Source organism: Gudongella sp. QWL-04 (assembly GCF_058683975.1).
Window position 1 is genome coordinate 681623 of record NZ_CM178754.1, and the last position, 24175, is coordinate 705797.

The 24175-nt window shown below is 41.5% G+C and carries 25 protein-coding genes; 24 read left to right on the forward strand and 1 reads right to left on the reverse strand.

Going from position 1 to position 24175, the window contains the following annotated elements; genetic code table 11:
* Positions 1 to 131 precede the first annotated feature (131 nt).
* Together AC4PHB_RS03440 and holA are read left to right on the forward strand one after the other, a co-directional pair.
* The gene (locus AC4PHB_RS03440) at positions 132 to 2531 is read left to right on the forward strand and encodes a DNA internalization-related competence protein ComEC/Rec2 (RefSeq protein ID WP_492137246.1); all 2400 of its coding nucleotides are present in this window, start codon (positions 132 to 134) and stop codon (positions 2529 to 2531) included.
* Positions 2519 to 3544 carry a DNA polymerase III subunit delta gene (gene holA / locus AC4PHB_RS03445; protein ID WP_492137247.1) on the forward strand — a complete coding sequence of 342 codons (1026 nt, stop codon included), beginning with the start codon at positions 2519 to 2521 and terminating at the stop codon, positions 3542 to 3544. The genes AC4PHB_RS03440 and holA overlap by 13 nt, the downstream gene beginning before the upstream one ends.
* A 29-nt stretch (positions 3545 to 3573) precedes the next feature.
* Here the strand turns inward: holA and rpsT are convergent, their stop codons facing one another.
* Positions 3574 to 3837 (reverse strand): 30S ribosomal protein S20, encoded by a 264-nt coding sequence (rpsT, locus tag AC4PHB_RS03450; protein ID WP_492137248.1) that lies wholly within the window; start codon positions 3835 to 3837, stop codon positions 3574 to 3576.
* A gap of 270 nt (positions 3838 to 4107) precedes the next feature.
* Here rpsT and lepB point away from each other — a divergent pair, with 270 nt between their 5' ends.
* From lepB to era, 22 genes are all read left to right on the forward strand, one after another.
* Positions 4108 to 4650, forward strand: coding sequence for a signal peptidase I (lepB, locus tag AC4PHB_RS03455; RefSeq protein ID WP_492137249.1), 543 nt, complete (start codon positions 4108 to 4110; stop codon positions 4648 to 4650).
* Positions 4651 to 4699: 49 nt separating this feature from the next.
* On the forward strand, positions 4700 to 6511 hold the full coding sequence (gene lepA / locus AC4PHB_RS03460) for a translation elongation factor 4 (RefSeq protein WP_492137250.1): 1812 nt from the start codon (positions 4700 to 4702) through the stop codon (positions 6509 to 6511).
* Between the two features lie 49 nt (positions 6512 to 6560).
* Positions 6561 to 7694: a radical SAM family heme chaperone HemW gene (gene hemW / locus AC4PHB_RS03465; RefSeq protein ID WP_492137251.1), complete on the forward strand. Its 1134-nt coding sequence runs from the start codon at positions 6561 to 6563 to the stop codon at positions 7692 to 7694.
* Positions 7695 to 7804: 110 nt separating this feature from the next.
* Complete coding sequence (gene hrcA / locus AC4PHB_RS03470; RefSeq protein ID WP_492137252.1) at positions 7805 to 8854, forward strand: heat-inducible transcriptional repressor HrcA; 1050 nt, start codon at positions 7805 to 7807, stop codon at positions 8852 to 8854.
* Positions 8855 to 8859: 5 nt separating this feature from the next.
* Positions 8860 to 9417 (forward strand): nucleotide exchange factor GrpE, encoded by a 558-nt coding sequence (gene grpE, locus AC4PHB_RS03475; RefSeq protein ID WP_492137253.1) that lies wholly within the window; start codon positions 8860 to 8862, stop codon positions 9415 to 9417.
* Positions 9418 to 9432: 15 nt separating this feature from the next.
* A complete protein-coding gene (dnaK, locus tag AC4PHB_RS03480; RefSeq protein WP_492137254.1) occupies positions 9433 to 11250 on the forward strand; it encodes a molecular chaperone DnaK in 1818 nt (605 codons plus the stop codon).
* Between the two features lie 63 nt (positions 11251 to 11313).
* Complete coding sequence (gene dnaJ / locus AC4PHB_RS03485; RefSeq protein WP_492137255.1) at positions 11314 to 12435, forward strand: molecular chaperone DnaJ; 1122 nt, start codon at positions 11314 to 11316, stop codon at positions 12433 to 12435.
* Positions 12436 to 12540: 105 nt separating this feature from the next.
* Entirely contained in the window at positions 12541 to 13455 is a 915-nt protein-coding gene (gene prmA, locus AC4PHB_RS03490) for a 50S ribosomal protein L11 methyltransferase (protein WP_492137256.1), read from the forward strand.
* Positions 13456 to 13460: 5 nt separating this feature from the next.
* The gene (locus AC4PHB_RS03495) at positions 13461 to 14207 is read left to right on the forward strand and encodes an RsmE family RNA methyltransferase (protein ID WP_492137257.1); all 747 of its coding nucleotides are present in this window, start codon (positions 13461 to 13463) and stop codon (positions 14205 to 14207) included.
* Positions 14204 to 15502, forward strand: coding sequence for a tRNA (N(6)-L-threonylcarbamoyladenosine(37)-C(2))-methylthiotransferase MtaB (gene mtaB / locus AC4PHB_RS03500; RefSeq protein WP_492137258.1), 1299 nt, complete (start codon positions 14204 to 14206; stop codon positions 15500 to 15502). Before AC4PHB_RS03495 ends, mtaB begins: the two co-directional genes overlap by 4 nt.
* A 12-nt stretch (positions 15503 to 15514) precedes the next feature.
* Entirely contained in the window at positions 15515 to 15853 is a 339-nt protein-coding gene (locus AC4PHB_RS03505) for a histidine triad nucleotide-binding protein (protein WP_492137259.1), read from the forward strand.
* 106 nt (positions 15854 to 15959) lie between these two features.
* Positions 15960 to 16142 carry a 30S ribosomal protein S21 gene (gene rpsU / locus AC4PHB_RS03510; protein ID WP_492137260.1) on the forward strand — a complete coding sequence of 61 codons (183 nt, stop codon included), beginning with the start codon at positions 15960 to 15962 and terminating at the stop codon, positions 16140 to 16142.
* A 16-nt stretch (positions 16143 to 16158) separates the two neighbouring features.
* A complete protein-coding gene (locus tag AC4PHB_RS03515; RefSeq protein WP_492137261.1) occupies positions 16159 to 16602 on the forward strand; it encodes a GatB/YqeY domain-containing protein in 444 nt (147 codons plus the stop codon).
* Between the two features lie 85 nt (positions 16603 to 16687).
* Complete coding sequence (locus AC4PHB_RS03520) at positions 16688 to 17983, forward strand: NfeD family protein (protein ID WP_492137262.1); 1296 nt, start codon at positions 16688 to 16690, stop codon at positions 17981 to 17983.
* Position 17984: 1 nt separating this feature from the next.
* Complete coding sequence (gene floA, locus AC4PHB_RS03525; RefSeq protein WP_492137263.1) at positions 17985 to 18965, forward strand: flotillin-like protein FloA; 981 nt, start codon at positions 17985 to 17987, stop codon at positions 18963 to 18965.
* A gap of 11 nt (positions 18966 to 18976) precedes the next feature.
* The gene (locus AC4PHB_RS03530; RefSeq protein ID WP_492137264.1) at positions 18977 to 19456 is read left to right on the forward strand and encodes a hypothetical protein; all 480 of its coding nucleotides are present in this window, start codon (positions 18977 to 18979) and stop codon (positions 19454 to 19456) included.
* 130 nt (positions 19457 to 19586) lie between these two features.
* Entirely contained in the window at positions 19587 to 20576 is a 990-nt protein-coding gene (locus AC4PHB_RS03535; RefSeq protein WP_492137265.1) for a PhoH family protein, read from the forward strand.
* A gap of 27 nt (positions 20577 to 20603) precedes the next feature.
* Entirely contained in the window at positions 20604 to 21068 is a 465-nt protein-coding gene (ybeY, locus tag AC4PHB_RS03540; RefSeq protein ID WP_492137266.1) for an rRNA maturation RNase YbeY, read from the forward strand.
* Entirely contained in the window at positions 21065 to 21769 is a 705-nt protein-coding gene (locus AC4PHB_RS03545; protein WP_492137267.1) for a diacylglycerol kinase, read from the forward strand. The genes ybeY and AC4PHB_RS03545 overlap by 4 nt, the downstream gene beginning before the upstream one ends.
* Positions 21770 to 21791: 22 nt before the next feature.
* Positions 21792 to 22850 carry a DUF3048 domain-containing protein gene (locus AC4PHB_RS03550; RefSeq protein ID WP_492137737.1) on the forward strand — a complete coding sequence of 353 codons (1059 nt, stop codon included), beginning with the start codon at positions 21792 to 21794 and terminating at the stop codon, positions 22848 to 22850.
* A gap of 10 nt (positions 22851 to 22860) precedes the next feature.
* The gene (locus AC4PHB_RS03555) at positions 22861 to 23277 is read left to right on the forward strand and encodes a cytidine deaminase (RefSeq protein WP_492137268.1); all 417 of its coding nucleotides are present in this window, start codon (positions 22861 to 22863) and stop codon (positions 23275 to 23277) included.
* Positions 23270 to 24154, forward strand: coding sequence for a GTPase Era (gene era / locus AC4PHB_RS03560; protein ID WP_492137269.1), 885 nt, complete (start codon positions 23270 to 23272; stop codon positions 24152 to 24154). Before AC4PHB_RS03555 ends, era begins: the two co-directional genes overlap by 8 nt.
* The last annotated feature ends 21 nt before the right edge of the window (positions 24155 to 24175 follow it).

Sequence of the window (24175 nt, forward strand, 5' to 3'; positions counted from 1 at the left end):
GCATTCATTATTCAACATTCTCATTCATCAAAGCTATTGTCTGTGATATAATAAAATATAATGATCAATCATTTTTAACATCTTCATTATATCCTATTAAAGGATAAATATAAAGTACAGAGAGGACACAGATGAAACGACCTATGATAATACCCGCCATTGGATCGATGGCAGGTATAGTCTCTGCATATTATATTGATCTCGATCACAGGTTCCTTCTACTGTTAGGAACGGCTTCGATTATTTGGATTGCATTGGGATTCCTTAATAACAAAATTAGGATCTCAGGACTTATTATACTACTGGCAGTGACAGGAGCTTTTGTTACAAATGAAAAGCTTTCAGAGTTTATTGAAATCTCAGATGCAAGATCATACACGTTCATTGGAACTGTTGAAGAGGTAACGTCCGGCTCATCTTCCACAAGATACGTTATTGATCTTGAACAGATCGAAGGCATCCCTAAAAGCGGGAAGATCCTATTAAGGTATTACAAGGAAGATAAATTCCATGAGATCGGAGACCGATTAAGGATAAGAGGTATTGCAAAAGAACCGCTGCCGAATACCAATCCGAATTTCTTTGATTATAGGCTGCATCTTCTTTCGGAAGGAATCAGTCATATTATTGATGGAGACAAGTCGAAGATCACACTTGAAGGGAAATCAGAAGCAGTTGGATACTTGATAAGAAGAAATGTGACTGAGTATATTTCAAGTGTTTACGATTCAGGTCTGAGAGAAGAAAACTCCAGATTAATGAAGGGTATGATCCTTGGCAATAGCTCCTATCTTGAAGAAGAAGATCTAACTTTGTATAGAAACCTAGGAATTTCGCACTTGCTAGCAGTCTCAGGACTACACATCGGAATTATCGCAGGTTCATTGATATGGATCATTTCCAGGTTTGGGGTGAAGAGGTGGCTGAACATACTTTTTTCAGTTGTTATCCTATTCATCTATGGCTATTCAATAGGATTTCCTCCATCTGCCTCAAGGGGTATTGCCTTGTTTTCAATGCTTTATCTCTCAAAACTCCTAAATAGGCCGGTAGATAGATTAAATTTGCTTGCCGGATGTATGTTTTTACTTCAATTGTATAATCCACTTTGGGTATTTAATTCTGGATTTCAGCTTTCCTTTGGTGCCACTGCTTCTCTTATCCTGCTGTCAGACAGGATAAAAGCTTTGATGTATCCACTGAAGGGTAAAATCGTTGACCCAATCTCTGCTACGATAGCTGTAAATCTTGGAATTATTCCAATACAGGCATATTGGTTCAATAGCTTTCCTCTGCTGACTTTGCTCTCAAATATAGTGATAGTGCCTTTAGCTTCCATGGGCCTTGTTCTGGGCATTGCATCGCTTATTGCAGGCTGGCTGTTGCCGATTCTGGAAGTGTTGCTGGACATTCAAAGATCAGCTGCCGTTTTGATCCAACGCATACCTTTGGATCACATCATACTCCCTACACCTGGTATCGAGGGATTTGTGATTTACCTGTTATTTCTAACAATTCTCTTTAACTGGGGTGAGTTTGAACGGCTTGATATAGGTGTCAAGAAGGCAATATTTGCAGGCATGCTTATGGTTTCTGCAGCGCTATCCTTGGAAACCATTACAGATAAAGATATTGAGATCCATTTTATAGACGTCGGACAGGGAGACAGTGCTCTAATAAAAGGGCCCTTTGGAAATTACATGATCGATGGCGGAGGTTCAAGACTTGATGACCAGGATATCGGTTCAAGAACAACTCTCCCTTATCTGTTGAAAAGTGGAGTATCAAAGATAGATGCAGTATTTGTATCGCATGGCCATGAGGATCACTACAGAGGGCTTCTTCCTGTAATTGACCATTTAAGTATTGGAGTAGTGTACACAAATGGAGTATTTAATCAGGAGATATATGAGAAGGCGAAGCAAAGGGACGTACCGATATTAGAGCTGCACAAGGGTATCCAGGCTGAGCTGGGGGAGGGCGCATTTCTTAAGGTGTTGTGGCCTGATAACAATGGATACAGGTATGTAAATGAAAATGACAATTCAATGGTCCTAGCCCTGGAATACTATGGAAAACGTGTATTATTCACGGGTGATATTGAAGAAACTGCTGAAAGAGAGATCTATTCATCATATGATTCAGATGTGGATGTGCTTAAAGTCCCGCATCATGGAAGCTTGACTTCAAGCTCCTACCAATTCCTCGAGAAGGCAGATCCGGAATATAGTATAATATCCGTAGGAAGAAACAACCTGTATGGTCACCCGAATCTCCAGATAATAAATAGACTCCTAGAGATTGGTTCTGTGGTATACAGGACAGATGAAATGGGAATGATAAAGGTAGTAATATCAAGAAATAACATCGAAGTGATACCATTTGGTTATGATAGAAGCAAGCCCTCAGTTGCGGCAGTGATTAGCGAATATTACTTGGATGTTATTTTTATGGCCTTATATTTAGTGGCTGCTCGATATCTGACCATAGACTACATAAGGGGACAGGGTGAAATGGAATGGACAATTTAGGTATCAATAACTTGATAAGAGAAGCGGCGAATAAGCCTATTTGCTATATTTTTGGAGAAGAGATTTATCTTGTGGAAAAGGCAGCTGCTGATATCGTAAGCAGTCTTCTTACCACTGAGCTGCAGACCATTAACCTGGCTTACCTGGATGGGAAGACAGCCGGCTTGGATGCTCTGGAAGCCTCATGTGAAACGCTTCCGTTTCTAGCAGCAAAGAGAGTCACTGTTCTAAAGAGTCCGTCATTCTTTCTTGAAAGAGAATCTAAGGATGACACATTACTTAATTATCTTCTAAAACTTGGAGATCATCAGCTGCTGCTTCTGGTCGACTCGGAAAACGGGCTTAAAAAAAATACACGGATATATAAGCAACTCGAAAAAAAGGGATTTACCATGGAATTTGGAAAGCTGAATCCTAATCAGCTTCAATCATGGGCTAGACAGTCAATAGCCTCTGCAGGCAAGGATATTTCTCAATCGGACTTATCCTATCTATTACAGCAATCAGGTTACTTGACAAGGAATAGTACTACCAATTTGTATGATCTTGAAAATGAGATCAAAAAGGTAGCTGCATATACTTCGAAAGACCAGATAAACAAGGATGATATCGATAGGGTAATGATCCGAAGTCTTGATAAAAATATTTTTGATCTTCTCGAAGCGGTAGGTAGGAAGGATACAGGTAAGGCCCTTGAGTTGTTTTATGAGATGCAGCTTATGAATGAGCCTGTCCAGAGACTATTATTCATGATTTCAAGACAGTTCAGACTGATCCTTGGATATACTGCCTACAAGAAGAAAGGTTATGCAGCATCAGAGATTCAAAGTAAGCTGCAGATCAAACCCTATGAATTTACAAGGATAAGTACACAGGCGCAGAAATTCAATGAAAAATACCTGGAAGAAATCTTGGAGATGATACTCAGAACAGACAGGAGACTAAAGACTCTTCCGATCGACTCAAAGCTTGAGGTAGAGATGCTTCTTGTTTCGATTACAGACAAAAAATAAAAAAACTTCGGCGAGTCCCGAAGTTTTATTTATATAGCTTTGTTTAAAGCCTTAGTAAGCCTACTAACTTTCCTTGATGCTGCATTCATGTGTATGACGTTTTTATGCGCCGCTTTCTTAAGCTTCTTGTCGATGATCTTAAGCAGTGCTCTTGCTTCTTCAAACTCACCCTTAGCTACAGCGCTGTCAAATTTCTTGATATATGTCTTAATCTCTGATTTTCTACTTTTATTAAGTGCAGTTCTCTTCTTAGTTACCAGGATTCTCTTCTCAGCAGATTTGATATTCGCCACAATTTCACCTCCTCTAATCTAACAAAAGATATTGTACCACGGAGAAATCTAAAATGCAATAGAAAATAATAGTAAATACCCACTCAGTAATGCATTTTCACGGGGCTTAGGTATAACTGTTTCTACCGTAATGATACCACACAAATGACTGCCTTGTCATCAATAGATACTTTTAATTGATTTAAGAGCTTTTAATGGTATAATATTTCTGTAGCAATTAAGATTCGTTGGTTAGGACTTGTAGACTTCAAGTCTGAAAGGAGTATCATGATGGAAGAAGAAGTTAAAAAGAAAAGTGAGGCTGTTGAATGGATCAGAAGCATTATTGCTGCCATTGTAATAGCTTTAGCAATAAAAACCTTTGTGTTTAATACAACTTACGTTCTGGGAAATTCAATGTACCCAACGCTTCATGAAAGGGACAGACTTTTCGCCTTAAAGGTGCCGCTTTACTTCAACGGACCAAGCAGAGGGGATATAATAGTATTGGAAGCTCCAGACAGCCCTGACAAAGACTATATAAAAAGAGTAGTCGGTATTTCAGGTGATACGATCGAGATAGACGAGGGAAAGGTCTATCTGAATGGAGAACTGCTCCACGAGGATTATCTTCAAGGAGACCCATACACACACATATACAATGAAAGCATTTGGGTAGTTTCTGAGGGTGAGGTTTTCGTGCTGGGCGACAACAGGGAAGAGGGAGCAAGTAAGGACAGCAGGTACTTCGGTACGATATCACTCGATACAGTCAAAGGGGTAACCGATTTCAGGTATTATCCCATAGATGACAGATTTGGTAAGATTGAATAGCCTCCCTCTTCAGGGAGGATTTTTATCGCTAGCTTCAGGAGGAATGTTAATGAACAGTAAAAAAGAGAAGATAAGGAATTTTTCCATCATTGCTCACATCGACCATGGCAAGTCTACTTTAGCGGATCGACTTATAGAAATGACAGGAATGCTTACATCCAGGGAGATGCAATCCCAGGTTCTGGACAAAATGGACCTGGAGAGGGAAAGAGGGATCACGATCAAGCTAAAAGCAGTCAGACTGATCCATAAGGCTGATGATGGTCAGGAGTACATACTTAACCTCATCGACACCCCAGGGCATGTAGATTTCAATTATGAGGTATCGAGATCTCTGGCTGCATGCGAAGGTGCGATACTAGTAGTAGATGCTACCCAGGGAGTGGAGGCTCAGACTCTTGCCAATGTATATCTTGCAATCGAGCAGGATCTGGAAATTGTACCTGTAATCAATAAAATCGATTTGCCAAGTGCAAGGCCTGAGGAGGTCATCAAGGAAATTGAGGATATCATTGGAATAGAAGGGCATGATGCTCCTCAAATCTCAGCTAAGGAAGGCCTTAATATTGATCAGGTTCTCAATGCAATAGTCAAGAAGGTACCTTCACCTTCAGGAGATGAAAATGCCCCGTTGAAAGCCCTGATATTCGACAGCTACTACGACAGCTATAAGGGAGTAACTTGCTACATTCGTGTATTCGATGGTGTAGTTAAGCCGGGTATGATGGTAAGAATGATGAACACAGGAAAGTCCTTTGAGGTGACTGAGGTAGGTATAAACACAAGTAAACACATTCCAATGGAAAGCCTTCAAGCTGGAGAGGTAGGCTATCTGACTGCAAGCATAAAAAACGTAAAGGAAGCCAGAGTAGGTGATACCATCACTGATGACGCAAAACCGGCTTCTCAGCCGCTGCCAGGCTATAAGAAGGTCATTCCAATGGTCTACTGCGGTATTTATCCTGCGGAGGGAGAAGACTTCAACACTGTAAGAGATGCGCTTGAGAAGCTTCAGGTAAACGATGCCGCACTGGTGTTTGAACCGGAAACATCTGTAGCTTTGGGCTTTGGATTCAGATGCGGTTTCCTCGGACTGCTCCATATGGAGATAATTCAGGAAAGGCTTGAAAGAGAGTTCGACCTTAATATAATAACGACTGCTCCGAGTGTAATATATAGGGTCACCAAGAAAAATGGAGATTTTCTCGAGATTCAGAATCCATCAAACCTTCCTCCTGTTGCAGAGATAGAATACATGGAAGAGCCTATAGTCAGTGCATCAATAATGACTCCAACTGAATATGTAGGAGCAATCATGGAGCTGTGTCAAAATAAGAGGGGAAGCTACCTGAATATGGAGTATCTAGAAGAGAAGAGAGTTGTACTGCACTATGAGCTTCCACTAAATGAGGTGATTTACGACTTTTTCGATGCTCTTAAATCTAAAACGAGAGGCTATGCTTCCTTCGACTATGAGCTGAAAGGGTATAAGCAGAGCGAACTGGTTAAAATGGATATTCTAATCAACAGTGAGCTGGTTGATGCTTTTTCATTGATAGTACATGAGGAAAAAGCATACGAAAGAGGAAGAAACATAGCTGAGAGACTTGTAGATGTGATCCCTAGGCATCAATTTGCGGTACCAATACAAGCTGCAATAGGCGCTAAGATAATTGCCAGAGAGACGATAAGAGCACTTAGGAAGGATGTATTGGCTAAATGCTATGGAGGGGACATATCCAGAAAAAGAAAGCTTCTTGAAAAGCAAAAGGAAGGTAAAAAGAGGATGCGGCAGATTGGGTCTGTTGAGGTTCCTCAGGAGGCTTTTCTTACCGTGCTGAAATACGACGAAAAGAAGTAATGGACAAAAAATGCACACATCGTGTGCATTTTTGATTGGAGAGATTTCAATGGAAAATGCAGGTATCTATATTCACATCCCATTCTGTATAAGCAAGTGCAGCTACTGCGATTTTGCTTCAGTACCGTTGAATGACACGGTGGAAAGATATATTTATTTCTTGATGAAAGAACTTGAAATGAAAGCTCATCTTCTTAAAGATCATAACATCGACACGATATTCATAGGCGGAGGGACACCCTCAGCTATAGGATCTGAGTATATAGGAAACATACTAAGAACCGTAAATCATAGATTTTCGGTAGCAAAGGATGCAGAAATAACCTTGGAGGTCAATCCGGGCACAATGGATGAAAATAAGGCTGAATCCTACAGATCCTTTGGAATAAATAGGATAAGTATGGGAATACAAAGCTTTGATGATAGTTTACTCAGTGGTCTTGGAAGGATCCATAAAGGAGAAGATGCAATAAATACCTTAATGATTCTAAGGGCTGCTGGCTTCAATAACATAAATGGTGATTTTATATTTGGACAACCGGATCAGACGCTGGAATCATTCCTTAATGACTTAAGTATAGCCGCAGAGATTGGCCTGTCCCACATTTCAATGTATGGTCTGATAGTAGAGGACGGAACTTTGATGAAAAAGTGGTTGGAAGACGGTAAAGTGAAATTACCGGAAGAGGACCTTGAAAGAGAAATGTATCACCAGGGGATAAAACAGCTTTCTATGGGAAGGTATCACCAGTATGAGATATCCAATCTATCTATAGATGGGATGGAGTGCCGCCACAATATTGGATACTGGAGGCTTAAACCCTATGTAGGAGCGGGGCTGTCAGCTCATTCAAATATTGGTTCAAAGAGATTTTGGAATACTTCAAGCTTTGCAGAGTACTTCAAAAAGATTGAAATGTCTGAAGCACCTATGGGCGGCGAGGAGAACCTTGATCCTGAAACAAGAGCTTCAGAGTATATCATCCTGGGATTGAGGATGAATGAAGGGGTTGATTATCTTGAATTTGAGAACAGGTTTGGATTTGATGCAAGGAAAAGGTTCAAAGCGGTCATAGATAAGCACAAAAATGAAGGGCTCCTGACTGAATCCAAAACCCATCTCAGACTTACCCAAAGAGGGATGGATCTTAGCAATATAGTGGAAGTCGATTTTCTTCCGTGAGACAAAAAGTATTGACAAAGCTGGACCGGGATGGTAATTTATTAATAGGATTAGCACTCGACATCTATGAGTGCTAACAATCATCCAGAGTAAACCAAGGGGTGAGTTATATGTTGGATGAAAGAAAATTTAAAGTGCTTTACGCTATAATTGACAGCTATATCTCATCGGCTGAGCCAATAGGCTCCAGGACGATTTCCAAATACTATGATCTGGGGGTGAGCCCGGCAACCATCAGAAATGAGATGAGCGACCTTGAAGAGCTTGGATTTCTTAACAAAACCCACACATCCTCAGGGAGAGTTCCTTCTGATAAGGCCTATAGATTATATGTTGACTCCCTGATCCAGCAAAATGAAGTTGACCTTGATAAAAAGTGGAAGTCAGAAATAAGGAATGCTCTTGCAAAGGAGAGCAAGGAATTGGATCAGCTGATCCAAAATGCCGCCAGACTTTTATCTAAGATCACAAGGTACACATCTTTGGCCATATCACCACAATTAAAGGAAACCAAAATAAAGCATATCCAGCTTTTACCGATCGATGAAACTCAAATACTACTAATATTGGTTAATGAGTCGGGAGTAGTAAAGAATACAGTTTTTAAGCTGAACAAGAGGATCCCGGAGCACCAAATAACCGAAATCTCAAATATCCTGAATGATAGGCTCAAGAACAGGACCTTTCATGCGATCAACAGAGATCTCGCTATAGGGATATTTGATGGATTCAGACAGTATCAGGAGGAGCTTCAAGGATTGCTTCCATTCATCGGCAAATCTGTTGATCATATAGAGACAACTGATCTATATTCAGATGGTCTCACTCAGCTGTTGAACTATCCTGAGTATAAGGATATCGACAAAGTAAGGTCTATAATTTCTACGATAGAGGATAAGAATAAGCTTATCGAGATCATGGCGGAGGGTGCATTGTCAAGTGACATAGACGTGAGGATAGGGCAAGAAAACATATATGCTCCACTTAAGGATTGCAGCATCATAACGACGACATACAAGCTTAACGGCGAGACGATCGGGAGGATAGGCATCATTGGGCCTACACGAATGGATTATGCCAAGATTATAGCTACACTTAAGATATTTTCAGATAATATTTCTGAGATAATAAATAATCATAACCCAACGGGCAAGAGGTGATATAGATGATGGACAAAGAACTGGAAACTAATGAAAAAGAGCTATCCAATGAGGTAAAAACCGAAGAGGATCAAGCTGAATATATTGAAGAAATGGGGGAGGAAGTGAAAAAGAAGGATTTTGAACTACTGCTTGAGTCAAAGGAAAATGCCATTGCCGACCTGGAAAATAAGCTTGCAAGACTTCAAGCAGATTTTCAGAACTATAAAAAGAGGTCAGACCGGGAAAGAGAGCAGTCAGTCAGCTACGGAGTTGAATCGGTCATTGTCGGACTACTGCCGGTAGTGGATAACTTTCAAAGAGCAATTTCAACATGTGAAGACAAATCCAATGGATTCTTCCAGGGAGTTGAAATGATAGAAAAGCAGCTCTTAGAGTTGCTAGCCAGCAATTCTGTACTAGAAATACCTGCAGTTGGTGAAAAGTTTGATCCAAACCTTCACCATGCAGTCTCAGTTATGGAAGCTGATATTGAGCCCGAGATAGTGCTTGAGGTACTGCAGAAAGGCTATATGCTAAAGGACAAGGTAATAAGACCAGCGATGGTAATCGTATCTAAATAACAAGGAGGAAATAAAATGGGGAAAATAATAGGAATCGACTTAGGTACCACCAACTCAGCAGTTGCTGTAATGGAGGGTGGAGAGGCAGTTATTATTCCTAATGTGGAGGGGAACAGGACAACACCTTCCATAGTAGCTTTTACAAAGGACGGAGAAAGGCTTGTTGGAGAAACAGCAAAAAGACAAGCGATTACAAACCCGGAAAGAACCATACAGTCAATCAAAAGGCATATGGGAAGCGACCACAAGGTAAATATAGATGGAAAGAACTACAGTCCTGAGGAGATTTCAGCCATGATCCTTCAAAAGATAAAGGCTGATGCAGAGAGCTACTTAGGGGAGACTGTTACAGACGCCGTGATCACTGTTCCCGCATACTTTACTGACAGCCAAAGGCAGGCAACTAAGGATGCAGGTAAAATTGCCGGCTTAAATGTCAAGAGGATAATCAACGAGCCAACTGCAGCAGCGCTTGCTTATGGACTGGACAAGGAACATGGACAGCATAAAATCATGGTCTTCGACCTTGGAGGAGGAACCTTTGACGTATCCATACTTGAGCTTGGAGATGGTGTATTTGAGGTATTGGCAACACGAGGAAACAACCACCTGGGTGGAGATGACTTCGACGACAGACTGATCGATCACATAGCAGAACAGTTCAAGAGAGAAAACGGAGTTGATCTGAAGACTGACAGAATGGCACTGCAAAGACTTAAGGAAGCTGCTGAAAAAGCTAAGAAGGAGCTTTCAACTACTAAGTCATCAAATATCAACCTTCCATTTATCACTGCAACTAGTGCAGGACCTCTGCACCTTAATATGGACATAACGAGAGCTAAATTTGACGAATTGACTTCCGATCTGGTCGATAAGACCATTGAGCCGGTGAAACAGGCATTACAGGATGCAGGCATTACTGCATCAGATGTCGAGAAGGTTCTTCTTGTTGGTGGATCCACAAGGGTTCCTGCTGTTCAGGATGCAGTTAGAAAGCTTATAGGCAAGGATCCCCAAAAAGACATAAATCCTGATGAGAGTGTTGCCATTGGAGCGGCTATCCAGGGAGGAGTACTAAGTGGTGAAGTAAAGGATCTTCTTTTACTGGATGTTACTCCGTTATCACTTGGAATCGAGACACTTGGTGGTGTAACAACAAGACTTATTGAGAGAAACACAACGATACCAACGAAAAAATCGCAGGTATTTACTACAGCAGCTGACAGTCAAACATCAGTAGACATACATGTTCTTCAGGGTGAAAGACAAATGGCAGCCGACAACGTTACTTTGGGTAAATTCCAGCTGACAGGGATTCCGCCGGCACCAAGAGGGATACCTCAAATAGAAGTAACCTTTGATATAGACGCCAACGGTATCGTTAACGTCAGCGCCAAGGATCTTGGAACAGGAAAGGAACAAAGGATCACCATTACGGCTTCAACTAAGCTATCTGAAGATGAGATAAATCAAAAGGTCAAGGAAGCCGAGAGATACGCTGAGGAAGATAAGAAGAAAAAGGAAAACATTGAAATAAGAAATAACGGAGATTCAATAGTATACCAGACCGAAAAGACATTAAAGGACCTGGAGGGCAAGATTTCTGATTCTGAAAAAAGCAAGGTGGTTGATAAGCTGGACTCACTAAAGAAAGCGCTTGAGGGAGATGATTACGAGCTGATCAAAACCAAAACAGAAGAGCTGACTCACGAATTCCATGCAATTTCACAAAAGCTCTATGAGCAGGCACAGGGTCAGGCACAGTCATCTGAGAGTAGCAATTCCAATGATGATGTTGTAGATGCTGATTATGAGGTAGTTGACGAGGAATAATTATAACAAAGCCAAGCCCTGGGCTTGGCTTTGAACGATTGATATGGAGGCTGGTGTGAGACAGTGAGGGATTATTACGAGATCCTTGAGGTAAACAAGGATGCAGGACAAGATGAAATAAAAAAAGCCTACAGAAGACTTGCAAAGAAGTATCACCCTGACCTCAATCCCAATGATCCGGAGGCTGAACATAAATTTAAAGAAGTAAATTCGGCTTATGAAATTCTAAGTGATGAGGAAAAAAGATCCAGATATGACAGGTTTGGACATGCAGGGGTTGATCCTCAGGCATCGGGAGGAGCTGGCTTTGGAGGCTTTGGAGATATTTTTGAAGATATATTCGACATTTTTGGCGGAGGATTTTCAAGAGGGCCATCATCAAGAAGATCAGGTCCAGTGAGAGGTGGAGACGTAAAACAAAGCGTCGTGATCGAGTTTAAGGAGGCTGTGTTTGGAGTTGAAAAGGAGATCCAGACCAGAAGATATGAAACCTGCTCGACCTGTGAAGGGTCAGGGGCAAAACCGGGGACTGAAAAAAAGACCTGCAGCAAATGCCATGGATCAGGAGAGGTAAGGTATGCCCAAAGGACTCCTTTCGGGCAGTTCATGCAGGTAGGAACCTGTGATCAATGCGGCGGATCAGGTCATATTATCGATGAACCCTGTGAAACCTGCAATGGGAGCGGGAAGGAAATCAAAACCAGAAGGATAAATGTTAAGATACCTGCGGGAGTCGATAGTGATTCAATAATATCAGTTCGTGGTGAGGGACACCATGGTGAAAAAGGAGGTCCCCCAGGGGATCTTTACATCTATGTGACAGTAAAAGAGGACCCGGTATTCAAGCGAGAGGGCAACAATGTTTTTGTAACAATACCAATAACCTATACTCAAGCAACTCTGGGGACAGAAATCAAAGTTCCTATCCTGGACGGGTATCAGGATTATACTATACCCGAGGGTACTCAGTCTGGAACAACCTTCAGTCTTAAAAACCAGGGAGTGCCAAACGTAAGAGGTCTGGGCAGGGGAGACCTATTCCTGACTGTTGACGTTACCATTCCAAGGGAGCTTAGCGACAAGCAAAGAGAGCTATTGATCCAATTTTCAAAGGAGATGGGCGAGCAGTACAGTAGCCCGCCTAAGAAGAAGTTTTTCGACAAGGTAAAGGATGTATTCCAATAAAAGTAAGCCCTATCCTTCCCTTAAGGACGGATAGGCTTTTCTTTTGTAGAAAATTCCGCCATAATGATATATAATTGTCTGAGAAAAATTAAAGGATGTGATCTTTTGAACTGGATAGAGGTCAAAATCAAAACAAAACAGGAAAATGAGGATATAGTAAGTCATATCCTATACGAAAATGGAGCAAACGGACTTGCAATAGAGGATCCACGGGATATAACAGAACTATCTAAACGAGAAGAGGACTGGGATTTTATTGATCCTCAGCTTATAAAGGTAGATGATGATGGGATAGTACTTAAGGCTTATTTTTCAGAGGAAGAAGATATCGATGCCATAACGGGAAGAATAAGCGAGCTCATAGAGGCGGAAGGACTGGGAGAGATCCTGCTCTCAGAGGTAGATGAAAGTGATTGGGCTGAGAACTGGAAGAACCATTACAGGACCACAAGGATAGGCAAAAGTATAGTCATTAAGCCAAGTTGGGAGACATTTGACCCAGAAGCAGACGATATCGTCATACACCTTGATCCTGGTATGGCTTTTGGGACAGGTTCACACGAGACCACTGCCATGTGTACGGAGGCTCTAGAGAAGTATGTAAAGCCTGGCACAACTGTTTTTGATGTAGGGTGCGGCAGCGGGATATTGTCGGTAGTTGCAGCTAAGCTTGGAGCAGACAGAGTTCTAGGAATCGATCTGGACCCTATGTGCGTGAAGGTAAGCAAAGAAAACTTCAAGATAAACGAAGTTGAGGGCAAAGCTGAGGTGATCCAGGGCAATCTGCTGGATATGGTGGATGAAAAAGCGGACATAATAGTAGCAAACATTATTGCTGAGATCGTTGCAGGGCTTGTACCTGAGCTTAAAGACTTTCTTAAAGAAGAGGGGCTTATAATAGCATCGGGGATAATCGATGAAAAGCTTCGTCTGGTCGAAGATTCCCTTGTCCAGTCCGGGTATTCCATCCTGGATTCAAGGAGCCTTAACGGTTGGTGTGCTGTTGTTGCAAAGAGGTGATCTGAATGCATAGATTTTTTATTACTGAAGAACAAATCATTGAAAATAAGGTAAATATGCAGGGATCAGATGTTAAACATATCAGGGATGTTATCAGGCTGAAGGAAGGAGATATGCTTCAGCTGGTTACTGAGAGTCAGGTAATGATTTGTATTCTTGAAGAGGTATCCAGAGATAGGGTATCTGCGCGAATAGTTGAAAAGCTGGAAAAGCTTAATGAACCTCCAATAAAGCTGATCTTATTCCAGGGATTGCCAAAAGCAGCAAAGATGGAGACTATACTCCAAAAATGCACTGAGGTTGGCGTAAGTGCATTTTATCCGGTGGCTACGGGAAGAAGTGTAGTTAAGATCAAAGAGGTCGCTAAGGAGTCGAGGAAGCTGGAGAGATGGAGTTCGATCATAGAAGAAGCCTCAAAGCAGTCAAAGAGGGATTCAATTCCACCGCTGGGAGGAATTCTCAGCTTCAACGAAATGCTAAGCTTCATCAAAGGCAAGAAGGTCCTTGTTCCCTATGAGCTGGAGAAAGTAAATTCTCTCAGGGGCTTTATCGAAGAAGCAAAGGGAAGTGACGAGATTTGCATAATAATTGGACCTGAAGGCGGCTTTGAGGAAGATGAGATCACGGAGTTGAAAAAAGCCGGTGCAAATACCGTAACCTTGGGAAGAAGAATACTTAGAACAGAAACTGCAGGTATGGTTGTTGCAAGCATTTTACTATATGAGTTGGGAGACTTAGGAGTGATTCAATGAAGAAAGTAGCATTTCATACACTTGGCTGCAAGGTCAATCAGTATGAAACCGAAGCGATGGAAGAATTGTTCAGCAGGAATGGTTATGAAATCGTTGAAGAAGATTCATCAGCGGATGTTTATGTTATAAACACATGCACAGTTACGAACCTATCAGACAGAAAATCAAGACAATTCATAAGAAAATCCAAGAAGCTTAACCCCGATTCAGTGGTGGCAGTGGTAGGCTGCTATTCGCAGGTTTCTCCTGACGAGGTACAAGAAATTGAAGGTGTTGATGTAGTTATCGGAACAAGCGAACGAGATATGGTGGTGGAGCTGTGCGAAAGGGCATCGAAAAGTCAAGAAAAAATCAATATCGTAAGACCTGTTAAAACGTATAAATCCTTTGAAAAGATCCGTATCGAGGATATAAAATCCAGAACAAGGGCATTTCTGAAGATACAGGATGGTTGTAATCAATTTTGCAGCTACTGCATCATACCATATGCCAGAGGACCGATAAGAAGCAGAGAATACTCAGACATTGAGGAGGAGGCTTTAAGACTCGCTGAGGCTGGCTTTAAGGAGGTAGTTCTTACCGGGATCCATGTGGCCTCCTATGGCAAAGACCTGAAGAAGGAATCATTATGTGACGTTATTTCGAAGATAAGTAGAATCGATGGCATAGAGAGGATTCGGTTAAGCTCTGTAGAACCTGGACTGATCGATGAAGCTTTCATGGAAAGCATTATTGAAAGCGGAAAGGTATGTGATCACTTTCACCTGTCATTACAAAGCGGCTCTGATTCAGTTCTCAAAAGAATGAACAGACGTTATAATACGAAAGAATTCAGGGAAAATGTTGAACTGATAAGAAGCTATATGCCTTGGGCTGGCTTGACTACTGACATTATCGTTGGATTTCCTGGTGAAACTGAGGAAGAGTTTTCAGAAACCATGAGTTTTGTGGAAGAAATTGGATTCTCTCGGATACACGTTTTCAAGTATTCACCAAGAAAAGGGACGCCTGCAGCAACGATGAAAGACCAAGTGAAAGGTGAGATAAAAAACAAGAGAAGCGAGCAGCTGATCGATCTGGGTGCGAAGTTGACGGTCAAGTTCAACAAGGAATTCGATGGGAGAATGATGGCAGTGCTTTATGAAGATGGGAATAGTGGTAAAGGGGTTTACGAAGGCTACACAACTAATTACATCAGAGTAAAAACCCCTTCACAAGAAGACCTTATAGGTGATATTATTAGTACAAGGACATATATAAGTGACGATTTAACTATGAATGGAAGTCTTCTTTAAGGGGGTGTAAATATGGATTGCTTGTTTTGCAGCATTGCAAGTAAGGATATACCCAGTCAGTTGATATATGAGGATGAATTAGTAGTAGCCTTCAAGGATATTAATCCTCAGGCTCCCGTGCATTTTCTTGTAGTTCCCAAGCTACACGTTCAATCATTGGACCAGATAATTGAAGCCAATGATAAGCTGATAGCTCATGTCATGAGACTTATCCCAAGGCTTGCAGCCGAACAGGGAGTTGAGAACGGCTACAGAGTTGTAAACAACTGCGGAAGCGATGGAGGCCAGACTGTGGGACATATTCATTTCCATGTCCTGGGCGGTAGAGAAATGTTGTGGCCACCCGGTTAAAAACAGTTGAAAAGCAAAAGGATGTATTGTATAATTATTGAGTATGCATCCAATAGCTAAGTCAGTATTGTTGCACTCTTGTAGTTGAGAGGGGAGGGAAGAAACGATGACGGAAATCAAAGTTGGTGAAAACGAATCTCTGGACAATGCCCTGAAAAGGTTTAAAAGATCTTGTGCAAGGTCAGGAGTTATTGGGGAAGTCAGAAAGCGTGAGCACTATGAGAAACCCAGCGTAAAAAAGAAGAAAAAATCCGAGGCAGCAAGAAGAAAGAAGCATTCCAAGTTCTAATCGAGAAGGTGAACCTATGTCACTCAAAGATAAACTAATGGAAGAATTCAAATCCTCCATGAGGAGCAAAGATACTATAAGAAAGAATACTGTAACAATGGTGAGGGCTGCAATCAAACAGCGCGAGGTTGATGAAAGGATTGAACTTGGTGACGAGGAAGTCCTTGAAATAATATCTAAGCAGCTTAAGGAAAAAAAGATGGCCATCGAGGAATTCCGAAAGGGAAACCGACAGGACCTTGTAGATCTTACTGATGCAGAAATGAGCATACTACTGGAATACCTGCCTAAACAGCTTACAGAGGAAGAGGTTGAACAAATAGTTCGGGAAGCCATAGATGAAATTGGAGCGACCTCTCTGAAGGAAATTGGGATGATAATGAAAACTGTAATGCCTAAGGTCAAGGGCAGAGCCGATGGCAATATGATCAATCAAGCAGTTAGGAAAATATTGAACTAAAACCTGAGTAAAACTCAGGTTTTTTTGCATTTATAGCTAAGATTTGGGTATCATAACTAAGTAGTGCATATTGGAGGTGAATGTATTGAGAATCAGAAAAGTTGGGATAGTATTGTTTTTGGCAATCGTGGCATTTATTGCTTCGAGCCTTAACGTATCAGCCCAGGCACCACCCGGAAAGGTCTATGTAGTACCGATAAAAGGCGAAATCAATAGAGCCACGCATAACTTCGTTAGAGACGTCGTAGACGACTTGAACCGAGAAGGAGCAGAGGCAATAATCTTTGAGATCGACACTTATGGTGGACTTGTAGACGAAGCAATCAAGATCAAGGACGTCATTATTGGTACAAATATCCCTACGATCTCCTTTGTTAACAACAAAGCAGCATCCGCAGGAGTTCTCATAACCATTGCAGGTGAACATGTCGTTATGGCTGAGAACGCTGTGATCGGTTCAGCAGAAACCATACCAAACACTGAAAAAGTACTGTCCATGTGGCGAGGAGTATTAAGAGACACTGCCCAATATCGCGGGAGAGATTCATTGGTTATTGAGGCAATGGCAGATAAAGATATTGAGATACCAGGGCTAGTATCTTCTGATAAGCTGGTCAATCTTACAGCTCAGGAAGCTATAGAGTATGGGGTGGCTGATATCCTTACCAACGATTACAGAGAAATGCTCGATCACTTCGGATACAATTCCTCAGACATTGAGGTAGTTGAAGAAGGACTGCAGGTAAAGCTTGCCAAGTATATTTCAAACCCGTATATTAGCACCATGCTTCTTACCTTAGGATTTGTGGGATTAGTGATCGAAATACTGACACCAGGATTTGGATTGGGAGGGACTATATCTATAATGGGCTTTGCTCTTTACTTTGGGGGCAATATCCTGGCTGGGAACTCAAACTGGACGTCGCTCATACTATTTGTAGTGGGTCTTATCCTTCTAATTATCGAAGGGTTGGTGCCAGGATTTGGACTTCCGGGAATTGGCGGGCTAATATTTGTTATTGCCGGGACAGTTCTTGCTATGCAGGATCTGACTGCGGCTGTATTGTCCTTGAGTATAGCAATAATAATAACGGCTGTTGTGACTATTTTCATGATTAAAATGGGCTTTAAGAGCAAACTGCTGAATAAGATAATCCTAAACAACAAGCTTGAAAGTAAAAAGGGATATCTCAGTAACGAAGCAAGTGACGGCATGCTTGGAAAAGAGGGTAAGGCCCTTACAGAACTCCGTCCATCCGGATATGCTGTCATAGATGGAGAAAAGCACGACGTTCTGTCAGAAGGTGGATTTATATCCAAAGGTGCAACAGTAAAGGTCATCAAGGTAGAAGGTTCGAAAATTATTGTTAGGAGGGTATAGGATGGAACTTATTTTCACATTAGGCTTGGCATTAGGTATCATTATTTTAGTTATGTTATTTTTTACTTTTGTCCCTGTAGGTCTATGGATCACAGCGTTGTTTTCAGGTGTAAGAGTAAAAATATCCACATTGATAGGTATGAGGCTTAGAAGGGTAGTCCCCAGCAGGATCGTTAACCCAATGATAAAGGCTACAAAAGCAGGACTCAACATCAATATAGATGAACTTGAGGCTCACTATCTAGCAGGAGGTAATGTAAACACACTGGTAGATGCTCTGATAGCAGCACAGAGGGCAAACATTCCATTGGTATTTGAAAGAGCTGCCGCAATCGACCTGGCTGGAAGGAACGTACTTGAAGCCGTTCAAGTAAGCGTAAATCCCAAGGTAATAGAGACTCCAAATATTTCAGCAGTAGCTAAAAATGGCATAGAGGTGATTGCAAAGGCTAGGGTTACTGTTAGAGCCAATATTGACAGACTGGTCGGAGGTGCTGGTGAAGAGACGATTATCGCCAGAGTAGGAGAAGGTATAGTAACTACAGTTGGTAGCTCCGATTCACATGCAGATGTTTTGGAAAATCCTGATCGCATTTCAAGAACGGTCTTGGATAAGGGTCTTGATTCAGGTACTGCGTTTGAAATATTATCTATAGATATTGCAGACGTAGATGTTGGGAGAAACATAGGTGCTAAACTGCAAATGGACCAAGCAGAGGCTGATAAAAAGATTGCTCAGGCTAGGGCTGAGGAAAGAAGGGCTATGGCTGTAGCTAAGGAGCAGGAGATGCTTGCAGAAGTACAAGCTATGCGAGCTAAGCTTGTTGAAGCAGAGGCACAGGTTCCATTGGCATTAGCAGAAGCTCTGAAGCAGGGCAATCTAGGTGTTATGGATTACTATAATATGAAAAATGTATTAGCGGATACTGATATGAGAACCTCGATCTCAAAGATGACTGATGAAGAGAAGAAACAGAAATAGGGAGTGATGAAATGGATAGCCCTATTATAATTCTTATATTTTGGGTTCTAGTTAACCTAATTATTGGGAATGCAAAAAATAAAAAGAAAGCACAAAAAAAGCAGCAACAAACCTTTAATCAGGATACTGGTAAAAAGAAAAATATAGGAAAACAAGGCCAGGACTTCAGGAAAACTCTTGAGGAATACAGAAGACAACTTGAGAAAGAGTTTGGAGGTCAGCCTGAAAAGAAGGCTCAAAATAATCAAACTAGACCTATGACGACAGCTTCCTCTCAAGTATCGCAGCCTCAAAAACAAAGAGCTCCTGAACCAGCTAAGGGTAAAGAACCAGTGGAAGAGGAGAAATTACTTCAAGTATTGGATGTCGAAGAAGATCCTCAAACCGAGTATATATCATCAAAAATAAAGCTTGACCCCAAGAAAGACATCCTGAAGGCTATAGTCTACAGAGAGATACTAGATAAACCAAAATCTTTAACAAACAAATAATTCTAATTGGATCGCTGAGGAGCCCTTACATGGCTCCTCTTGTGTATGCTAGGGACACAAATTGTGGAAAAGGACCCTGTTATGTGTTATTATTTAGGTAGCTAACCAATTACGATCAGGAGGTAAACACTTGGTTCAAAACAAGGAAGAAAGACCTATTTTAATAAAAGATCATCAGGTTATGAAGGAATTGCTGGGAAATTTGGACGAAAACCTATCCTTTATAAAGGAAGAGCTTAGTGTAGATGTCAAAATAATGGATGACGTTCTTAATCTCTATGGCTACTCAGGGGATGTAACCTTAGCAGATGGCTTAATAAGAAATCTCATCTACGTTATTGAAAGACAAAGAAGACTTGACTCACAGGACCTAAAATACCTGATGGATATGGTAAAAGCAGGAGGAGACTTTGATATTAGGGAACTCCTCAATGACGTTGTCTGTATTGCTGCTTCTGGTAAGACAATCAAGCCTAAAACTTTTGGTCAAAAAAGATATGTGGATGCACTTCGAAGACATGACATCGTATTTGGCATAGGCCCTGCCGGTACTGGGAAAACTTATCTGGCAATGGCTATGGCGGTGCAGGCATTCAAAAATAGGGAGGTAAGCAGGATAATACTCACAAGACCAGCAGTAGAGGCAGGTGAAAGTCTGGGGTTTCTTCCTGGGGATCTTCAGGAAAAAGTTGATCCATATTTACGCCCGATTTATGATGCTCTTTTTGATATACTAGGTGCGGACTCCTATTTAAGACTGTTTGAAAAAGGACTTATCGAAGTAGCCCCACTGGCATATATGAGAGGGCGAACACTTGATTCAGCCTATGTAATATTAGATGAAGCTCAAAATTCAACCAACGAGCAGATGAAAATGTTTTTAACGAGGCTTGGCTTTGGCTCAAAGGTTTGTGTGACGGGAGATATAACACAAATCGATCTTGGGAAGGGCAGACAGTCAGGTCTTAAGACCGTAATGAAAATATTAAAGGATGTAAAAGGCATTGAGTTCATAAACCTGACCAGCGCCGACATAGTTAGACATCCGCTGGTTCAGCGGATAATCAATGCCTATGAAGCTTATGAGGCAGCCGAGGATAACGGGCAAAAAAATTCCTGAACAATTCAGTGACCAAGGGGGATTAGTATGGAGCTGTATATAGATAACAGACAGAACCAGATTGAAATTGGGGATAAGACCGAGGAACTCCTTAGAAGGATTGCAGAAGTCTGTTTGAATATTGAGGGCTATGACCTTGACTGGGAAATAAGCGTCTCCTTTGTCACCAACGATGAGATCCAGGAGCTTAACAGGGAGTACAGGGGAAAGGATGAGCCAACCGACGTTCTTAGCTTCCCCTTTGAGGATGAGTTCGGGCTCGATGAAAGAATGCTTGGGGATATCGTGATATCAACAGAAAAGGTTGTTCAGCAAGCCAAGGACCTTGGACATAGCCTTCAACGAGAAATATCCTATCTTGCTGTACACAGTATGTTCCATCTTATGGGATACGACCACCTTGAGGCTGATGAAAAAAAAGAAATGAGATCAAAAGAGAAAAAGGCTATGAAGGAGCTGGGAATCTTTAAGGATCAGGAGGTTGGGCCATGAAGGTAAAGGAATTCATAGACAGCTTCAACTACGCGGTTTCCGGCATCATGGCAGCCATGAAGATGGAGAAAAGCCTTCGGTTCCACTACATAGCTGCTATAACGGTCATATTACTTAGTACTTTTTTTAATTTAACAAGAGTGGAGTTTATGATCCTTCTCCTGACAGTAGTTCTTGTAGTTGTTCTTGAAATGATAAACACAGCCTTGGAGAAGACTGTGGATATGATAACCCGGGAGTACCATCCTCTCGCAAGGGTCATAAAAGATGTTTCAGCAGGTGCGGTGCTGATTGCCTCTCTAAATGCTGTAGTGGTCGGATATTTAATTTTCTTCGACAGACTTAATCCATATAAGGAGCAGGTAATAACAAAGATACAAAATTCCCCAATACACCTTACATTTGTAGCTGTAATACTAGTAGTACTTGTGACTATAGGTTTGAAAACCAAATTTCATACTGGAAAAGGTACTCACTTCCAGGGGGGAGTTGTCAGCGGACATTCAGCAATATCATTTTGCATAGCTACTATTATTTCTACACTTAGTGACAATCTGCTGATAATATCAATGGCCTTCGGTTTAGCCTTTTTGGTGGCTGAAAGCAGAGTTGAGGGGAAGATACACAGTACCCTTGAAGTAATAGCAGGCGGTCTTCTGGGGATATTGATAGGGATTTTAATATTCCAAATCATCGGTTAGGAGGGCATTAAATTTGAAGAAAATGTGCTATTTCGCATTAATTCTAATATTGATAACGACATTACTGTCAGGGTGCGCAAAGGCACCTGAACAAGCACAGGAACCCGACCCTGTTGCTGAGATACCGGTAGAGACGCCTCAGCCAGCACCGCTTCCTGAACAGGAACCTGAAATAATTGTCCCTGAAGGGATACCATCTCCATTAAGTGGACTGTATGGTCCGGAGGAAGTAGTCAACGGCAGGATAATGGCAATAGTTTTTGACAATCATCCCGCAGCCAGATGGCAATCGGGCTTGAAAGATGCTGAGGTAGTATATGAGTATCCAGTTGAAGGAACCTTTACAAGGTATATTGGTTTATTTTTACTAAATCATCCGGAGAGTCAGATCGGGCCTGTAAGAAGTGCAAGACCTTATCTGGTAACAAAGGCATATGAGTTTGATGCCATATTTGTTCACGTAGGTGGCAGTGAAGCTGCGAAAACAGATGCCAGAAATCTCAAGGTAGCCGAGATTGACGGTCTTACCAGCTCGCCCAAGGTTTTCTGGAGAGATAGCAGCAAGAAAGCCCCAAACAATCTTTATACTAGCATGGATGTATTGAGACAGGTACAGGAGGATAAAGGCTTTAGAGAAAAAAGCGAATTTGAGGGCTTCATTTTCGCAGGAGAGGACATCCAAAGGATAGGATCACCTGCCAATAAGGTTGATATAACCTACAACAAAAGCAACAATACAAGATTTGAGTATGATCCTGAATCAGAGACCTATCTCAGATTCAAGGATGGTAAACCACATGTAGATGAATCGGACGGAAGCCAGCTAAAAGCAGACAATATAATAATTCAGAGGACAAATATCAAGGTATTGGACAATGAGGGCAGATTAGGAATAACAGTTGAGGGCGAAGGCAGTGGGACATACATATCAGGAGGCATTTCAGAGGATATAACTTGGAAGAAGTCAAGCAGATCCGGCAAAACCTTCTATCTGGATGATGAAGGGAATGAGATACAGCTGAAGCCCGGAGCAACCTGGATCCAGATCATTGGTGGAAATTCTTCTGTAATAATTGAATGAGGTGAGAGATTTGGATAATAAAAATCTAATCAACAAGGCTATTGAAGCCAAGAAGATGGCACACGTTCCCTACTCAGGATTTCATGTAGGGGCTGCTATAGAAATGGAGGACGGAAGCGTATTTACAGGCTGTAATATAGAAATAGTATCATATTCACCTACTATCTGCGCAGAGAGGACTGCTATTTTCAAGGCAGTTTCTGAAGGGCATAAAAGGATCAGGAAGGTTGCAGTTGTAGGGGATTCCAATCACACATATCCATGTGGAGTATGCAGACAGGTAATAAGGGAGTTCGGTAAGGATGCAAGGATCCTTATAGCCAATTCAGAGGATGATTTTCTGGAGTACAGCCTGGATGAACTTCTTCCACACAGCTTCGGTCCAGAGGAGCTTCTGCCTGAAATAGGGGAGGAAAACAATGTATAGATCCGGCTTTGTAACAGTAATTGGTAGACCCAACGTTGGGAAATCGACGCTGCTCAATCAGGTAATCGGAGAGAAGATATCAATAATCTCCGACAAACCTCAAACGACAAGAAATAAAATACAAATGGTCTATACCGGAGATGAATTCCAGATAGTATTTCTGGATACTCCAGGCATTCAGATGCCCAAAAATATCCTCGGGGACTATATGCTTAAAATATCCAGAACTACACTGGAAGAGGTAGATATTGTAACCTTTATGGTTGACGATAGTCTTGAAACAGGCAAGCTGGACAGCTATATTCTAGGTGAGTTGAGAGCTGTATCCACTCCCATAGTCTTATTGATCAACAAGACAGATAAACTTTCGAAGGAGGATCTGGCAAGGCTCATTGAGAAATATAATTCCATGGGTCTTTTCAAGGAAATAATACCAGTTTCGGCTCTAAATAATGATAATCTTGACAGGTATATCCAGGTTCTTAAAAACATGCTTCCAGAGGGTCCGCAATATTTCCCTGAGGATATGATAACTGACCAGCCTGAACGATTTATAATATCTGAAATAATACGTGAAAAAGCATTGATAAATCTGGAAGATGAGATACCCCATGGGATTTATGTGGAAATAGATAAGATAATTGAGAGGGAGAATAAGGCTATTCTCGACGTATTTGCGAACCTGTATTGTGAAAAGGAGTCCCATAAGGGTATGGTTATCGGTAAACAAGGGAAAATGCTGAAAACCATCGGACAGCAGGCCAGAGAAGACATTGAACGGCTTATGGATACTAAAGTGAACCTGCAGATATGGGTAAAAGTAGAAAAAAATTGGCGTGAGAAAGCTAACAAGGTCAAATATTTTGGGTACAAGTAATTGCAGGTAAGGGATGAAAAT

What these genes read in the sequence shown, in the direction of transcription:
- floA (WP_492137263.1), top strand. Translation starts at nt 17,985, where the DNA reads ATGGAACTTATTTTCACATTAGGCTTGGCATTAGGTATCATTATTTTA.
- mtaB (WP_492137258.1), top strand. Translation starts at nt 14,204, where the DNA reads ATGAAGAAAGTAGCATTTCATACACTTGGCTGCAAGGTCAATCAGTAT.
- AC4PHB_RS03505 (WP_492137259.1), top strand. Translation starts at nt 15,515, where the DNA reads ATGGATTGCTTGTTTTGCAGCATTGCAAGTAAGGATATACCCAGTCAG.
- AC4PHB_RS03515 (WP_492137261.1), top strand. Translation starts at nt 16,159, where the DNA reads ATGTCACTCAAAGATAAACTAATGGAAGAATTCAAATCCTCCATGAGG.
- grpE (WP_492137253.1), top strand. Translation starts at nt 8,860, where the DNA reads ATGATGGACAAAGAACTGGAAACTAATGAAAAAGAGCTATCCAATGAG.
- hemW (WP_492137251.1), top strand. Translation starts at nt 6,561, where the DNA reads ATGGAAAATGCAGGTATCTATATTCACATCCCATTCTGTATAAGCAAG.
- hrcA (WP_492137252.1), top strand. Translation starts at nt 7,805, where the DNA reads ATGTTGGATGAAAGAAAATTTAAAGTGCTTTACGCTATAATTGACAGC.
- AC4PHB_RS03550 (WP_492137737.1), top strand. Translation starts at nt 21,792, where the DNA reads ATGTGCTATTTCGCATTAATTCTAATATTGATAACGACATTACTGTCA.
- AC4PHB_RS03545 (WP_492137267.1), top strand. Translation starts at nt 21,065, where the DNA reads ATGAAGGTAAAGGAATTCATAGACAGCTTCAACTACGCGGTTTCCGGC.
- rpsU (WP_492137260.1), top strand. Translation starts at nt 15,960, where the DNA reads ATGACGGAAATCAAAGTTGGTGAAAACGAATCTCTGGACAATGCCCTG.
- holA (WP_492137247.1), top strand. Translation starts at nt 2,519, where the DNA reads ATGGACAATTTAGGTATCAATAACTTGATAAGAGAAGCGGCGAATAAG.
- AC4PHB_RS03440 (WP_492137246.1), top strand. Translation starts at nt 132, where the DNA reads ATGAAACGACCTATGATAATACCCGCCATTGGATCGATGGCAGGTATA.
- ybeY (WP_492137266.1), top strand. Translation starts at nt 20,604, where the DNA reads ATGGAGCTGTATATAGATAACAGACAGAACCAGATTGAAATTGGGGAT.
- AC4PHB_RS03530 (WP_492137264.1), top strand. Translation starts at nt 18,977, where the DNA reads ATGGATAGCCCTATTATAATTCTTATATTTTGGGTTCTAGTTAACCTA.
- lepA (WP_492137250.1), top strand. Translation starts at nt 4,700, where the DNA reads ATGAACAGTAAAAAAGAGAAGATAAGGAATTTTTCCATCATTGCTCAC.
- dnaK (WP_492137254.1), top strand. Translation starts at nt 9,433, where the DNA reads ATGGGGAAAATAATAGGAATCGACTTAGGTACCACCAACTCAGCAGTT.
- lepB (WP_492137249.1), top strand. Translation starts at nt 4,108, where the DNA reads ATGGAAGAAGAAGTTAAAAAGAAAAGTGAGGCTGTTGAATGGATCAGA.
- era (WP_492137269.1), top strand. Translation starts at nt 23,270, where the DNA reads ATGTATAGATCCGGCTTTGTAACAGTAATTGGTAGACCCAACGTTGGG.
- AC4PHB_RS03495 (WP_492137257.1), top strand. Translation starts at nt 13,461, where the DNA reads ATGCATAGATTTTTTATTACTGAAGAACAAATCATTGAAAATAAGGTA.